This is a genomic window from Gilliamella apicola, assembly GCF_003202655.1.
GTDB classification, from domain to species: domain Bacteria; phylum Pseudomonadota; class Gammaproteobacteria; order Enterobacterales; family Orbaceae; genus Gilliamella; species Gilliamella apicola_R.
This window is the reverse complement of the sequence record NZ_QGLR01000010.1, coordinates 121,127-135,913: the sequence shown is the minus strand read 5'-3', so window position 1 is coordinate 135,913 and position 14,787 is coordinate 121,127. Positions and strand designations below refer to the sequence as shown.

The 14,787-nt window shown below is 35.3% G+C and carries 9 protein-coding genes, 1 pseudogene and 1 CRISPR repeat array; of the genes and pseudogenes, 7 read left to right on the top strand and 3 right to left on the bottom strand.

Annotated elements, in window-relative coordinates; all coding sequences use genetic code 11:
- Positions 1-325: 325 nt before the first annotated feature.
- Positions 326-859 carry an NAD(P)H-dependent oxidoreductase gene (locus DKK70_RS08820; RefSeq protein ID WP_110433671.1) on the bottom strand — a complete coding sequence of 178 codons (534 nt, stop codon included), beginning with the start codon at positions 857-859 and terminating at the stop codon, positions 326-328.
- Between the two features lie 78 nt (positions 860-937).
- A complete protein-coding gene (locus tag DKK70_RS08815) occupies positions 938-2,104 on the bottom strand; it encodes an NAD(P)-dependent alcohol dehydrogenase (RefSeq protein WP_110433670.1) in 1,167 nt (388 codons plus the stop codon).
- 143 nt (positions 2,105-2,247) lie between these two features.
- Here DKK70_RS08815 and DKK70_RS08810 point away from each other — a divergent pair, with 143 nt between their 5' ends.
- Both DKK70_RS08810 and DKK70_RS08805 read left to right on the top strand, forming a co-directional pair.
- Positions 2,248-3,141 carry a LysR family transcriptional regulator gene (locus DKK70_RS08810; protein WP_110433669.1) on the top strand — a complete coding sequence of 298 codons (894 nt, stop codon included), beginning with the start codon at positions 2,248-2,250 and terminating at the stop codon, positions 3,139-3,141.
- 227 nt (positions 3,142-3,368) lie between these two features.
- Entirely contained in the window at positions 3,369-3,737 is a 369-nt protein-coding gene (locus DKK70_RS08805) for a hypothetical protein (RefSeq protein WP_110433668.1), read from the top strand.
- A 646-nt stretch (positions 3,738-4,383) separates the two neighbouring features.
- On the opposite strand, the gene DKK70_RS08800 is transcribed toward DKK70_RS08805, so the two are convergent.
- Entirely contained in the window at positions 4,384-4,776 is a 393-nt protein-coding gene (locus tag DKK70_RS08800) for a GIY-YIG nuclease family protein (RefSeq protein WP_110433667.1), read from the bottom strand.
- 1,501 nt (positions 4,777-6,277) lie between these two features.
- On the opposite strand from DKK70_RS08800, the gene lysC reads away from it, so the two are divergent.
- From lysC to DKK70_RS08765, 5 genes and pseudogenes are all read left to right on the top strand, one after another.
- Complete coding sequence (gene lysC / locus DKK70_RS08790; RefSeq protein WP_110433665.1) at positions 6,278-6,763, top strand: Rz1-like lysis system protein LysC; 486 nt, start codon at positions 6,278-6,280, stop codon at positions 6,761-6,763.
- Between the two features lie 923 nt (positions 6,764-7,686).
- Positions 7,687-7,839: pseudogene (locus DKK70_RS17515) on the top strand (PBSX family phage terminase large subunit); the annotation flags it as partial.
- Between the two features lie 419 nt (positions 7,840-8,258).
- Positions 8,259-8,654: a CRISPR direct-repeat array (repeat unit 30 nt; unit sequence TGTGTTCCCTGTATGCACAGGGATAAACCG).
- Positions 8,655-8,767: 113 nt separating this feature from the next.
- Positions 8,768-9,067, top strand: a complete 300-nt coding sequence (locus DKK70_RS08775) for a hypothetical protein (protein ID WP_110433663.1) — start codon at positions 8,768-8,770, stop codon at positions 9,065-9,067.
- A 519-nt stretch (positions 9,068-9,586) separates the two neighbouring features.
- Positions 9,587-10,303, top strand: coding sequence for an epoxyqueuosine reductase QueH (locus DKK70_RS08770; protein WP_110433662.1), 717 nt, complete (start codon positions 9,587-9,589; stop codon positions 10,301-10,303).
- Between the two features lie 186 nt (positions 10,304-10,489).
- Positions 10,490-14,764, top strand: coding sequence for an acyl-CoA dehydratase activase-related protein (locus DKK70_RS08765; RefSeq protein ID WP_110433661.1), 4,275 nt, complete (start codon positions 10,490-10,492; stop codon positions 14,762-14,764).
- Positions 14,765-14,787 lie beyond the last annotated feature (23 nt).

The following is a 14,787-nucleotide window of genomic DNA, read 5'->3' as shown; positions in this document are numbered from 1 at the left end:
ACTCCATCAACCTTATATTGGTTATATCAATCATTGAAAGCCGCCGCTTGAAGGTTTATTCTTATTCGAATTCCGATGGTTAAGAATATTATTTTAAAAAATCCCATCAGTTAAATCATAATTACCGCATAAAAATAAATAAAAATCTGAAATTTTTTCTAAGATCGCTAAAAGACAACTTTAGCTAAAGCTCATAGTATTAAAAAGGTCGAGGAATGGGGGGGTAAAGTCCCCAAATCCCCAAATCCTTTATTCGCAATTAATTGTAGCTTCTATTTAGTCATGCCTTAAAAAAGCACAATATTTTAACTTGATCATTTTCTGTTTATTCACTTAACCGCGATAACAATTGTTGTTGGTAGTTTGATAATTCGTTAGGTTTAACCGCTTGAAAAACTAATGGCGGTAAATAAGTCATGCCACAATATAAGGCGGAGGCTTTCATTGGTAGAAATATATCGGAAAGTTCTACCCCCAATCGTCCACTGTTACCATAGATTGTACTACCGCCACCAGCTGTGGTTACCACTAACATTTCTTTACCTTTCCATATATCTGGCCACCCACCACTCCAAACGCTATTTAAATAAGCCTTTAGCATTGGGGTGATGTTAAACCAATGTGTCGGGAACATAAAAACGATACGATTGTGCGTTTGCATAAAATGATTTTCTTCATTGACATTAATTGCCCGAGTATCGAAACCATAATGACTCTCTAAATTACGTAGCGTAATACCTTGTAAACCTTCAGCTACCTGTTGTAAACCTTTGATAAAGGTAGATTGTTCAGGGTAGGGATGTGACACTATGACTAAGGTCTTTTTATTTGATGTTTTATCAGTAGTGTTTAAAGGCATTTGGTATTCTCCCTTTTATACTATTATCTGCTTTATGTTTTTTGACGATTCATTTGGTCTTTAATTTGTCGATCAACTCTAAATCGTTGCAATATCAATCACATAACGGAAACGGGCTTTTTTAGCTATCACATCTTTCCATGCTTGATTTATTTGCTGCGCGCTGATCAGCTGAATTTGTGGTCGCACTCCGGTTTTAGAACAGAACTCCAAAACCTCTTGGGTTTCAGCAATACCACCAATTAATGAAGCATTAAAATTAACTTGTGAATAGGACATTACAATATTGCTAATATTCAGCATAAAATCTTTACCCATTCCGACAACCGTAAAATAACCAAATGGCTTCACGGTGGCTGCGTATTGCGCCGCAGCAAACTGTTCAGGCACAGTGGCAATCATATAATCTAATTTGCCTTTATAAGGTTGTAATTTACGCAGATCGTCGACGACAATCACTTCTTCTACACCAAGTTTACGGATCTCTGGTTCTTTTTCGGCTGTGGTAGTAAAAGCATAGACTTTGGCTCCTTTGGCAATCGCAATTTTCACTGCTAAATGTCCTAAGCCGCCAATACCAACTACGCCGATTTTGTCGCCTGATTTAATTTTATATTTCATTAAAGGTGAGTAAGTAGTTATACCAGCACACAATAAAGGGGCTGCTTCAGGTAAACTAATATTATCAGGAATATGTACCGCAAAATGGTCGCGTACTACGATGTGAGTAGAGTACCCTCCTTGGGTAATTGTAGTTGGTTCGCGGTTATCTGGATTACCATAGGTAAATAACGTTGTATCGCAATATTGTTCTAAGCCAGTTTTACAACTATCACACTCTAAACAAGAATCGACCATACAACCTATACCAGCACGATCACCTACTTTAAATTTGGTTACCTGTTTGCCGACGGCTGCTACAATGCCGACAATCTCATGACCGGGTACTTGCGGATAGGTCTGTTTGCCCCAGTCACCTTTTTGTTGATGGATATCTGAATGACAGATGCTAGCATATTTGATTTCGATTAGAATATCATTATCACCAACCGGGCGACGCTCAAATTGCCAAAGACGCAGCTCTCCTGATTCATCAAAAGCCGCATAACCTTTTGTTTTCACGTTACCACCTATGTAGTGGTAAGTTCTTTGCGATGATGTCTGAGTAGGGCTAGCTAAAGATATTCCCGCTTCAGTAGTCGCAGATAATTTTGCATAATGACGATCAGAAAATAATGTGTTCATAATAAAATCCTTATCAATAAAGTAACACCAATTGGTTAAATGTTTGGCTTGTTAATTAGTTGCTAAATGCATTGTAATGTGCCCGATGATTCCTTAAAATGAATAAAATAAGAAAACACAATTCCTAAAAATGAGATCATGAATTGAATCGTTTAGATGCGTTGAAATATTTTGTGATAGCGGCCGAAGTGTTAAGTTTTAAAAACACGGCGGCACGATTTTCGGTCTCTCCACAAGTCATTACCAGAATGATTGCCGAGTTAGAGGCGGATTTGGGTGAACCGCTATTTAAACGAAATACCCGAAGCATTACCTTGACTGATTTTGGTGAGGCATTTTTACCTAAAGCGGTTCGATTTTTGCAGGAAGAAGAACAGTTATTTGGCGCCTCAAAAAATGCAGAAGATGAACTGCGTGGTACAGTTCGAATAACCTTACCGCCGTATCCCTATTTTGACTGCATCTTATATCGCCTATTGACGGCACTTGAGCCATATCCACAGATTAACATCGAATGGCGGACGGATTTTGAGATCCTAAAAACCGTAGACGACCAAATCGACATAGGTATTCGCATCAGTAAAACTCCAGAGGAACATTGGATCGCTAAAAAAATCTGTGTTATGCAAGAGCTGATTGTGGCATCGCCTAAACTCATCGCTCAAACTGGGTTGCCAAAAGATATGTTTGAATTGGCACAAAAATTTCCGGTTGGTAATATTTTTAATCCGAATAGTGGTAAAGCATGGGATTGGATTATAGGGGACCTACCGATACCGCTGAATAATCCAAGTGTTGTCACTACTGATTTAACAAGCTTATTGCAAGCGGCCTTGGCTGGTCGAATTTTTGCGCCAATTACCCGCCAAGACTGCCAGTGTTACCTTGACTCAGGCGAACTAATAGTTGTGTTTGATAATCACGAAACTGAAATCTGGTCATTTTATCTCTACCGTCCATATCAAACGATAACCCCAAAACGGGTTCTATTAGTTTATGAGCTATTAGAAAAAATTTTAGCAGATATAAAATTTTGAAACCGGCACTTTTTAAAAACAAAAAAGTGAGAAATAGGTTTTTGAACCTGAAATCCCCCCATATTCTCCCTTTTATAGACAATAAATGAAATGGTTAAAATCAAAATCGCTATTTGTCTAATGAGTAACAAAGTTTATCACATATCTGCTTCTAGCTTATTGTTATATAGAACTTTTTATTGCTCGGAATTGTTAATTAAAATATCATTACTCAAAAAGGAGATGGTATGAAAAAAGTATTATATTATTTGACAGTTGTTTTAATTTTTATTTCATTAAATTCGTTTGCTGATGATAAACAAATGCCAATTGATGAGTTAAAAGATATAAATTTTCAAAATGGCGTAACGGCGAGTGCTAATTGTCATAGTTATTATGTTTTGGGTGAATTATTATTTGATTTAAAAGCCAACGGTGACCCAGAAAACACGATTCAGGGAATTCGTGATACCTTAGGTAATAAATTTGTGGACGCTATCGTGAATCATGCAACAGATAAACGTGATACCTTTAAAGAAAAGCAATATCTGGACAATAATTATAATGAATGTCTCGAAAATATAAAGAAAACAGGTGAATTTCAAAAACCATATTGATAAAGGTAAAAATTGGTTGACTATGACTAATTATCAATAAAAACACTTTTTAAGTGAGATTAGTAATTTATTTAAAATAAACGCGTTTTAACGCTGACAATGCATTTAGTTGGATGCGTAACTACGAGTAACGCAAGTTGGTCATAAGATAATTGGGTTAAGAAAAAATTTTATTTTAATAAATATTTTGATTATGTTCAGCCAATAGAAGATGAAGATCGTGTCAAAATTGTCTTTATCAAAGACGTGTTAAATGGCTATGAAATTTATGATTACCGAGATTCAAATGATAGATCAGTAATTGATTTTATTAAAAGAAAGACAGAAATGTATATTCACTTCCATTACAAACAAAGACTTTGGATTGCCAATACCAGATGATTTTTAAAGGTGAAACTGTATATTTTTTTATGAGACGTGAGCAACACACTATTAAATTTGAAGGCATGCCAGCTTTGTTTTTTTAGAAAGTTGTATTGAATTTCAGGCTTATTTATATTCATCATTAATTTCTATAAGATTCGGTCATAATGGCATTAAATCAATAATTTGATCTGCCATTACTCTTCCAGTTCTTTTTTCTTGATTGTTTTGCTCAATTGTTGATTTTTTTTAAATTAGTTCGTGTTATTTCATCCAATAAAAATCATTCACCTTGATTTCTAAATCCGCTATATTTTTGGTGTAATTTTGTTTCTAAATTTGGGGCTGCGCATACTTTCAATATTAGTTGCAATTTTCCAGAGAACATATCTTGAATTTCTTTCATTCTCTGTTTAAATCTTGTCGTTTTACCTATTTTAGTCATTCCAGTTTCTTTGCAATAAAGAGCATAGACAAAGTAATTCTTGACATTATTTCCTTTGTTCTTATTCATTAACTCATTGAAAAAACCTGTTAATAGCATTGCATTTATAAAATGAGATGATCTCACACCAATAAATCTTAGAGCATCAAAAAATTCACTAATATTGTCAGTTACCTCTTGAATATTTGATTGAGTCCCTGACAAATAATTTTGATAATTTTCACCTACCATGTTGGCAAGGCTAACTATGAGTTTTTTTATTTATTTCAAGCCTATCTTCGTTAGTTAAATCTTCAAATTTAATTTGAGTTAAAGTCATATGATATCCTCTATAGAATGAGCCTACGTCTCACACAGAATAAACAACCCAAGAGTTAGACATTAACTGTCATTCTCATAGGCTCATTCTGTAAAGTTCTTGGTTAATACTTGCCGTGTGATTGGCATTGTGATTGTAAAATTGTTTGCGGTGTGTTTTTGCAGCGTTTGAAGTTAAAATTGAATGTTTATGAATTTTAGGCATAAAAAAACACCATTTAGGCGGTTATTGTTTGTTAATTTGCCTGCTATTTTTTATCATTAAATGGATGTGTTATTTTTTCTACCCAGCGTATGGTAAATAAACCAATACCAAAAATATAGCAGACGCAATTAAAAAAATCATTATCTACGTCACGGAAAAAATTTTTCTTAGAACAAATGTTGATTTCTATTCCTAAAAACAAATACGACCAATTTATCAGAATCCGTCGAATCTATTTTAAAGATGTATTATATTTATAATCCTGTTCTGTAAAACGAGAGTAGCGGAAATAATAGCAGGCGGACAGGGTGGCTATCGATAATAAATAACAATTATGAACATTCGCAATACTTTATCTCATTTAATCTTATATTGTTCTCCATTAGGGATCGTACACAAATAATAGTGCGGTGGCTCTTCCTCCTGTATGCTATTTACACCATTTAGACCAATGTATGAACCAATCACACAACCTACACCTGTTGGTACATATGAGTATGTCAGTTGAAATCATGGCTAAACCGCCCAAAATTACTAATCCTCTTTGTAGCCATTCTCCTGATTGTTTCGAAAGACTTCTTTTTTCTTCCTTGATTTTTTCCGCGCCTTGCTTATATGTCATAGCACCACTGTCTACTTGTTCAAAAATATCATTAGCAAACTATTCAAAGCTCTGTTTTAACGCCTGCTTAATATCATCATGATATAAGTCCTGTTGATGTTGTTAAGGTCTTTTATTGGCATGCTTAAATCTTCATGTTAGTTAATTAGAATGACAGCTTGCTTGCTAAGAATTGGTTGTTTGTCTAACATCGTTGTCAATTCAGTTTGACAAATTAATCCATGAGCACAACCAATGGGGTCATATTGGATTTAGTCCGTACAATAACCGCAAAATCGTGTTAACTGCTGTTAAGCAAGGCGGTAAGACCATTTATCTTAACGAATTGATTTAAATAACTTTCCATACGAAAGGATAGTACACTGTTTAAGTGGCTTGGAATAATCAACAGAAAATCAATGAGAGAGATAGTTTTAATGTCTCATGGTAATGAGACAATATCGTTAGTTGTAGAAACGTATTTATTTGAAGAAATAATGGCATGGGTCATATCAACATTAATTACCATCTCAATTGTTTGTTTATATGAAAAATATGTTAACCCTGAAATTTGGAATTATATAGTTGCGTTTTTATTTTGATGATGTATGAATAAATCAAAAATATTAGGTATTGCATTAATCATCGTTAGTTTTGTGCTAGTTGTCTATTTCGGTTACAACAATTATCAAGAGCGAAAGCAACTCAAAAACGATAAATTCGAGCTAACTAATAGAATTAATCAACTACAGCAAACAATCGCTAAAAACAACCAAATCATCGCAGCTAACGAACAATCAAAACGTGAGCTAGAAAATCAATCTATTTCACGTCAGGAGCAGATCAATGAACAACTCAAAGATAATGATTGCGCTAATCAGTTCGTGCTATGTATATCTTTGGTAGCCTGTACAACAGAGCGAAAAGTCTACGTGAATCAGCCGATGCCAGTAAATCTGCTCAGTGATTGCATGCCAAATTTACCGCCAAAAAAAATGACGTTCGGTGATAGTGTTAGCTATAACGAGCATCTCTTGAATGTTATTGAGATGTGTAATCAAGATAAAAGGGGGATTAGAGAGATTAATATGTGAAATACTATTAAAAAAGTAATGAAAGAATATATAACATATAGCACAAATAGCTAAAAACAGCTTAATTTGTTGTTTTCGTTTATTTTTTATTAAGATAAAATTTATTTATATAAATAATATTAGATAGAGATAATTTTATCTATTAATATATGCAAATGCAGGAGTCACTCTATGTTTATAAAGGAAAACAAATTGAATTATATAAATAATATTATAGACAACGTAAATGTTGGACTAGCGGAACAAAGTAAACTATCAGTGAAGTTTGTTAGTACTTCTGAAAATGATGGAGACACCTCACTAGTTCTTTCCATCTTGGAAGACGGTGAGGAAATTATGCGTCATTTAGAAGTGGAATCTATTCATTTATTCAGCGAACCATCTTATTTGAAGTATTTAATTGACTCGATTTTATACGAGTATAGTTGAAAAAATAAACCGCCCAATGAAGTGACCCCATAAAGTTGGACACTTTTATTAAGCGGTTTTTTGTGCCTAAAATTCAGCAAATTCAATTTCAATCGGTGTGAAAACGCACCGCAACTAATTCTACAATCTACGTCAATCACACTGACGCATTGATGATACCTCTGTGGTAGTGATTATTTATTGACCAAAGTCAGAATTCTACCTAGCCCGTAGAAGGGTTTTGGTTGTTATTTAATTCAGCAATTAGTTCTTTTGTTGGCTGTAAATCTAACCAACGCCATCAACTACAACCGATCAATAATTGATGGCTGGCAAAAGTATTATTGTCAGGAGATAGCGCCAAAGAATAGCACAGAGTTTATGTGTAAAACCAAGTTAATGCTATCTAATTATGGTTATAGCGAAAAACAAGAAATAGATCACCAATCATCAGACGGGGCAGTATGTCACCTAAACCTATCAGGGTGGAGTTAGTTCCACCAGACGAGTAAATTATGACAACAGCACAAATACAATTACCAAAAAAACTGATATCTGTATTTGTTGACGAGAACGTCAGATATCTTGGCGCACATGGTGGTCGAGGTAGTGCTAAAACACGTTCATTCGCATTGATGACAGCAGTAAAAGGTTATCAGTTTGCGGAATACCTCGCTATCAAGATTTGCCTGCTAGTAAATTCGATGAAGGGATCCAGTAGCTAGATGGTATACAGTAGAGATTTTGGAGCTATTAATTTAGATAATTGTGTCGTCAACGTAATTACTAGGAAACTATATAGAAATATTATTACAGAGTATTTGATTTGTGTAATGATAAGTTGGTCATGTTTTTAGAAAAAAATAGTCTGCATCTTCATTACAATTTTTCAATAGCGATCAATAAAATTCAAATTAATGTATGTTTATCATTTAATTTCGTTGCTAATGAGATTGATATTTATAATTCAAAATTTAACAGAATTGAATGGTAATACCCCCCACCTTTGGGATGACATTACAGTTAAAAAAGTTGGTAGAAATTTCCAACTAATTATTTCAATTATAAAACAATAAGTTATAATTAGAGTGTTCCCTGTATGCACAGGGATAAACCGAAGATTTGATAAATTTTCTTCTTCAAATTAATGTGTTCCCTGTATGCACAGGGATAAACCGCCCGTTAAAAATGATTTTGTTGAGTTTGATTTGTGTTCCCTGTATGCACAGGGATAAACCGGCGGTGGACCAATTCGCAAAATGTTGATAATTGTGTTCCCTGTATGCACAGGGATAAACCGCGATCCGTATTTACTTCATAAAAGATTATGATGTGTTCCCTGTATGCACAGGGATAAACCGGAACTAATGATCGTTCTGGTATGTCTGCTGTAGTGTTCCCTGTATGCACAGGGATAAACCGGCGAAGATGACGACAAAAAAGATGAATCTGAAGTGTTCCCTGTATGCACAGGGATAAACCGCTTACTAGTAACACTCTCAGGGGCTGTATATGGTGTTTCCTGTATATAGAAGGATTAGTTGTAACTATTTATATTTTTTATATATTTATAGTTATTTTTTCAAGGAGTATTTTATGAAAACTACAGTAGTTAAATTTGCTATCACTTTTAGAACAAAACAAAAGTGGAGTAAAGAGGCGAAAAAAAATAACTTAACGTTAACAGAGTGGATCATTAATAAATTAAATTCAGATATTGAATTTGATCATAATCAACCAGTTCAACTTCATAATGACATCCCTGAAAATCAACGCTATTTTATATCTGTAACTGTTCCAAACGAAATTAAGGGATACTGGGTTTTTTCATCTAGATCATTGGGTAAAAAACTACGAGTATGGATTGTTAATAAATTGAATCACGGTATTGAGTAAAAAAATAACTAACTTTTTCTATTATTTTTCCCCTTTCTTTGTCTTTAGGGCGTTATTAATTGATTCATAGCGTCCATTTCGGACTTTTTTCTAAGTGTTCCCTATACACATAGTGATAAACCGCTACATACTGTGTGATAAAATAAATAAATGCAGGTTCCCTGTGGGTACAGGGATATACCGAAAAAGGGCGACTACCGGCACTGCTTTGGCTGGCGTTCCCCGTAGGTACAGGGATAAACCGAACAATCGGTTTTTAAACAATGATTATTGTGTATAATGTTCTAATTTACTGCCGTGTAAGCTATTTAGAAATCTGGTTCTTTTTAAGGTCACTTTGGCTCAATATTTTGTATTACACTAGCCCATTTCTTAAAAAAACTGAGGGGCGGAATTTTAGGTATACTTAACTTATCCTTGAAAACAATCATCTTCTTTAAACTTGAACGCCTTTTCGGTTCGCTATATTATATCCGCCCAAATTCCTATTAATAATACAAAATAAATTAAAGAGTCCCAATGTTAATCAATGCCAAAGATATTCTCGAAAAATTAAATCCACATAATAAAGTGAATTATGATTCGGTGTTGCAAGAGGTGATTGCTGATTGGCAGTTGGCGTCGGCTCGGCCAAAATTGTTAATTCATAGTTGCTGTGCCCCGTGTAGTACTTATGTGCTGGAGTATTTGGCTCAGTATGCCGATATTACGATTTATTTTGCTAATTCCAATATTCACCCCCGCGTAGAATATGAATATCGCAGTAAGGTTCAGCAAAAGTTTATTGCCGACTTTAATCAAAAAACCAATAACCATGTGCAGTTTTTAGAAGCCCCATACCAACCGGCTGAATTTATTAAGCAGGTGGAGCATTTGCGTGATGCACCAGAAGGCGGAGAGCGTTGTCATCTTTGTTATAAGATGCGCTTAGATTTGGCTGCAATCAAGGCTCAGGAGTTGGGTTTTGACTATTTTGCTAGTGCATTAACACTGAGTCCTAAAAAGAATAGTCAAAAAATTAACCAACTTGGTTTTGAGATACAGGAGATTTTTTCGGTTAATTATTTACCTTCTGATTTTAAGAAGAATAACGGTTATAAGCGTTCTATCGAACTTTGTAAGGAGTACGATGTTTATCGTCAATGCTATTGCGGGTGTATTTTTGCGGCAAAAGCTCAAGGTGTCGATTTGAAGAATGTGATCGCTATTGCTAAGCAGGGTTTGGCGCAGGATTAGTGCCAATTAGCGTTATTTTCTTTAGTTTCTGCTAGTTAAAAAATATCCAAAAATATCATTTTCCAAACAAATTGATTAAAAATTTGAAAGATTTCGCTATAATAAATTCATAAAAAATGATAATTATTTCTAGATTTTTGTGATCCTTTTATAGGTTAAGTCTAATTTGCAAAATGTGAGTTTGTTATGCCAAAAATGTATAGACTTGGATTGGATGTTGGTTCTACGACAGCTAAGTGTGTCGTGCTTGATGAACAGGATAATTTTATTTATACCAATTATGTTCGTCATAACACCCATATTGTACCTACCGTTTTATCCCTTTTAGATGAAATTAAACAGCAGACTGGTGATGATGTTACGTTATCAGTGAAGGTAACAGGTTCTGCTGGAATGGGAATTTCTGAGAAGGCTGATATCGCTTTTATTCAGGAAGTAGTTGCAGCATCGGAAGTAGTACAACGTAAATATCCTGAAGTACGCACATTAATCGATATCGGCGGAGAAGATAGTAAAATGATCTTCTTTTTTCCTGATCGTCCACCAGATATTCGTATGAATGGTAGTTGTGCCGGTGGTACAGGTGCCTTTATAGATCAGATGGCAACCTTGCTTAATACCCCAGTGCAGGAGTTTGATCTGCTGGCAACTAAACATGATAAAGTCTATCCGATTGCTTCACGCTGTGGAGTGTTTGCCAAAACCGATGTGCAAAATTTAATTAGTCGTAATGTCTCCAAAGAAAATATTGCTTATTCTGTATTACATGCGGTTTGTATTCAATTGGTTAATACCTTAGCCCGTGGTTATGATATTGTTCCCAAAGTAATGTTGATTGGCGGACCGTTTTCATTTATACCAACTTTAGGTCGAGCTGCATTAGAGACGTTGAAATTAAATGCAGATCAAATTGTGACCACCGAACATCCTACTTTGTTGTCAGCTTGGGGGGCGGCAATTCATGCTATTGAGCGTAGTGAGCTCAAGCTAAATGATTTTATCGATAGGTTAAATGCGTCAACTAAAATTCAAGTTAATCAATCTTTTCGCTTAAAACCATTATTTAATCAGTCGTTATCTTTTGCTGATTGGCAACAAAAACGCAAATATATTGAAATTCCTCGCTTAGCTTTAAGTGCTTATCAAAAGCAAAATGCTTATTTAGGTATCGATAGTGGTTCAACTACCACTAAGATTACTTTGATTAGTGAAGATGATGAACTACTTTTTACTTATTATGCACCAAATAACGGTCACTCAATTACCGCACTTATTAAAGGTTTAACCGTACTTAAGGATGAGATTGCAGCATCTGGTAAGGACATTGTGATTGCTCGCAGTGGTGTTACCGGTTATGGTGAGGAGTTGTTGAAAGCTGCTTTTGCCATCGATGATGGTTTAGTTGAGACGATGGCTCACTTTGCCGCGGCTAAACATATCGATCCTAAGGTGAGTTTTATCATGGATATTGGCGGCCAAGATATGAAGGCTATTTTTATCGCTAATGGCGTGGTAAATCACATTGAGTTAAATGAAGCTTGTTCATCGGGTTGTGGTTCGTTTATTGAGACTTTCGCTAAATCCCTTAATTCCAATACCATCGATTTTGCTGATGCAGCGTGTAAATCTAATAACCCTTGTGATTTGGGCACACGCTGTACAGTGTTTATGAACTCTAAAGTGAAACAGGCTCTGCGTGAAAATGCCACGATGGGTGATATTTCAGCTGGGCTAGCTTTTTCGGTGATTAAGAATGCTATTCATAAAGTACTGAAATTACATGATATGCGTAAATTGGGCGATCATATTGTGGTGCAAGGCGGAACTTTTAAAAATCCGGCGGTATTTCGAGCTTTAGAGCAGTTGACTGGTGCACAGATTGCCAGTTCTAATATTCCTGAGTTGATGGGGGCTTATGGTGCGGCGTTAGTGGCGAAAAATCACTATCAGCAAGATCAAACTCCATCACAATTTATTGGTTTAGATAATCTACAAAAAGCCGAAGATAATAAGGCCAAGCCTTCACGCTGTAAGGGATGTGAGAATAAATGCGACATTATGATTTATCGCTTTGCTAATGGGCAGCGCTATTATTCGGGTAATAAGTGCGAGCGCTTTTTAAGTAATAATCAATATCAAGATAAAAATGCATTTAATATGTTTGATTATAAAAACGCGCTGTTATTTGAGCGAACCAATATTCATAATGCTCAAGCTAAGCTTAATGTTGGCATTCCTCGGGTGTTAGGTCAATATGAAAATTTTCCGTTCTGGCATACCTTGTTAACCAATAGTGGAATTAATGTGACACTTTCGCCATATTCTACCCACGATATCTACGAGAAAGGGGCAGGTACGGTGATGTCGGATAGTATCTGTTTTCCTGCCAAACTGGTACATGGGCATATTATGGAACTGATCGAACAGAAGGTTGATCGTATTTTTATGCCGATGGTGGTGTTTGAGGCTGACCATTTTGATAATGCCGTTAATAGTTATAACTGCCCGATTGTCAGTAGTTATGCTGAGGTGGTAAATAGTGCCATCAATCCGCAAACCAAATACAATGTACCCTTGGATTATCCGGTAATTAATTTTAGCGACCAGAAATTATTAAAAAAGGGCTGTATCAATTATTTAACATCGCTAGGAATTACAAAAAAGGTAGCCAATCAGGCTTTTGCTGATGCATTAGTTGCTCAAGCCGAATATAAACAGTCACTGTATAACAAGGCAGTTGAAGTGTTGAACAATGCTAAAGAGACGGGACGATATGTGTTTATTTTAGCTGGTCGCCCTTACCATAGCGATAGTTTAATTAATCATAAAACCCCAGAGATTTTAAATGCCTTGGGGTGTGATGTGATAACTGAGGATTCAGTATTAGGGGCGATTAATCAATTATCCCCTGAGTTGCAAATCTGTTCGCAATGGAGTTATCCAAACCGTTTATATGCCGCAGCGAGTTTTGTTGCTGAGCAACCGAAAAATATTCAGTTTGTACAACTTAATTCATTTGGTTGCGGTCCTGATGCGATTGTCACCGATGAGTGTAAGGCGATTTTAGAGTCAAAAGGTAAGACCTGTACAATAATTCGGGTCGACGAGATCACCGCAACTGGTTCGGTGCGTTTGCGTTTACGTTCGATTATTGAGTCAATCCGTATGAATCACCAACAACCATTAAAAGTGGTTGAGCGTAAAAAGACGGCTATTTTTGCTAAACAAGATAAACAACGACGGACTATTTTAGCGCCTTATATCTCCGATTTTTATTCACCATTATTACCGCCAATTTTTGCTTTGTCAGGTTATAAGCTTGAGACTTTGCCAAAACCAGATAAAAGTTCGGTTGAATGGGGATTAAAGTATTGTAACAATGAGATTTGCTATCCAGCAACAATTATTGTGGGTGACATTATTAAGGCGCTAAATTCTGGTAAATATCAGCGTGATGAAGTGGCAATCGGTATTACCCAAACGGGTGGCCAGTGTCGAGCGAGTAGTTATCTTTCCTTGATTAAAAAAGCAATGATTAGTAATGGGTTTGAAGATATCCCGATAGTCTCTCTTAGTCTTGGTAATATTAACGAAATTGAACAACCTGGTTTTAAAATTAATTGGTTAAAAACATTGCCAACAACTTTTTTTGCTATGTTGTTTACTGATTCTATCTCGAAAATGTTCTATTCGATTGCGCCTAGAGCAAAATTTAAGCAACAAGCAAACCAATTGAAAGAGCTTTATATCAGAAAGTTACAACAACTCATCAATCAACATAAAGGCAAAAAAGCGATTTTTGCACTGTTAAAAGAAGCGGTCGATCATTTTAATCAAATCGAGACGTTAAATAAGGATTGTCCGCAAATTGGGATCGTTGGCGAAATTTATGTTAAATATAATAGTTTTGGTAATCAACATAGTGTGGAGTGGTTAATCGATCAGGGAATTGAACCAGTCATCCCGCCCATGATTGAATTTTTTGCCCAAACTTTTGTTAACTATGATTCCAATGTAAATAATAATATTGTTAATAAAAGTTATGTGGCTTATTTGCTTTATTTTTTTGAAACAGTAGCCCAAAGATATATTAATAAAACAAATGAAATATTGTCTGGCTTTAAATATTATCAACCATTTCACAATATTCGTGATATGGCGAAAAAAGCAGAGGAAATTTTGAATTTGGCCAATCAATATGGTGAAGGTTGGTTAATACCTGCGGGTATTATGACCTTTGCTGAGCATGGCATTAATAATGTTATTAGTTTACAGCCATTTGGTTGTATTGCTAATCATGTTGTGTCTAAAGGGGTGGAGAAGCGTATGCGCGATCTTAATCCAAAACTGAATCTGCTCTATTTGGATTTTGATGATGGTGCTGGTGAGGTTAATGTTCTCAACCGTTTGCATTTTATGGTAAGTTCATTAAAGTATGCCCAGTTACAACGTATTGTTTAATTGCATATAACATATAAAAGGAA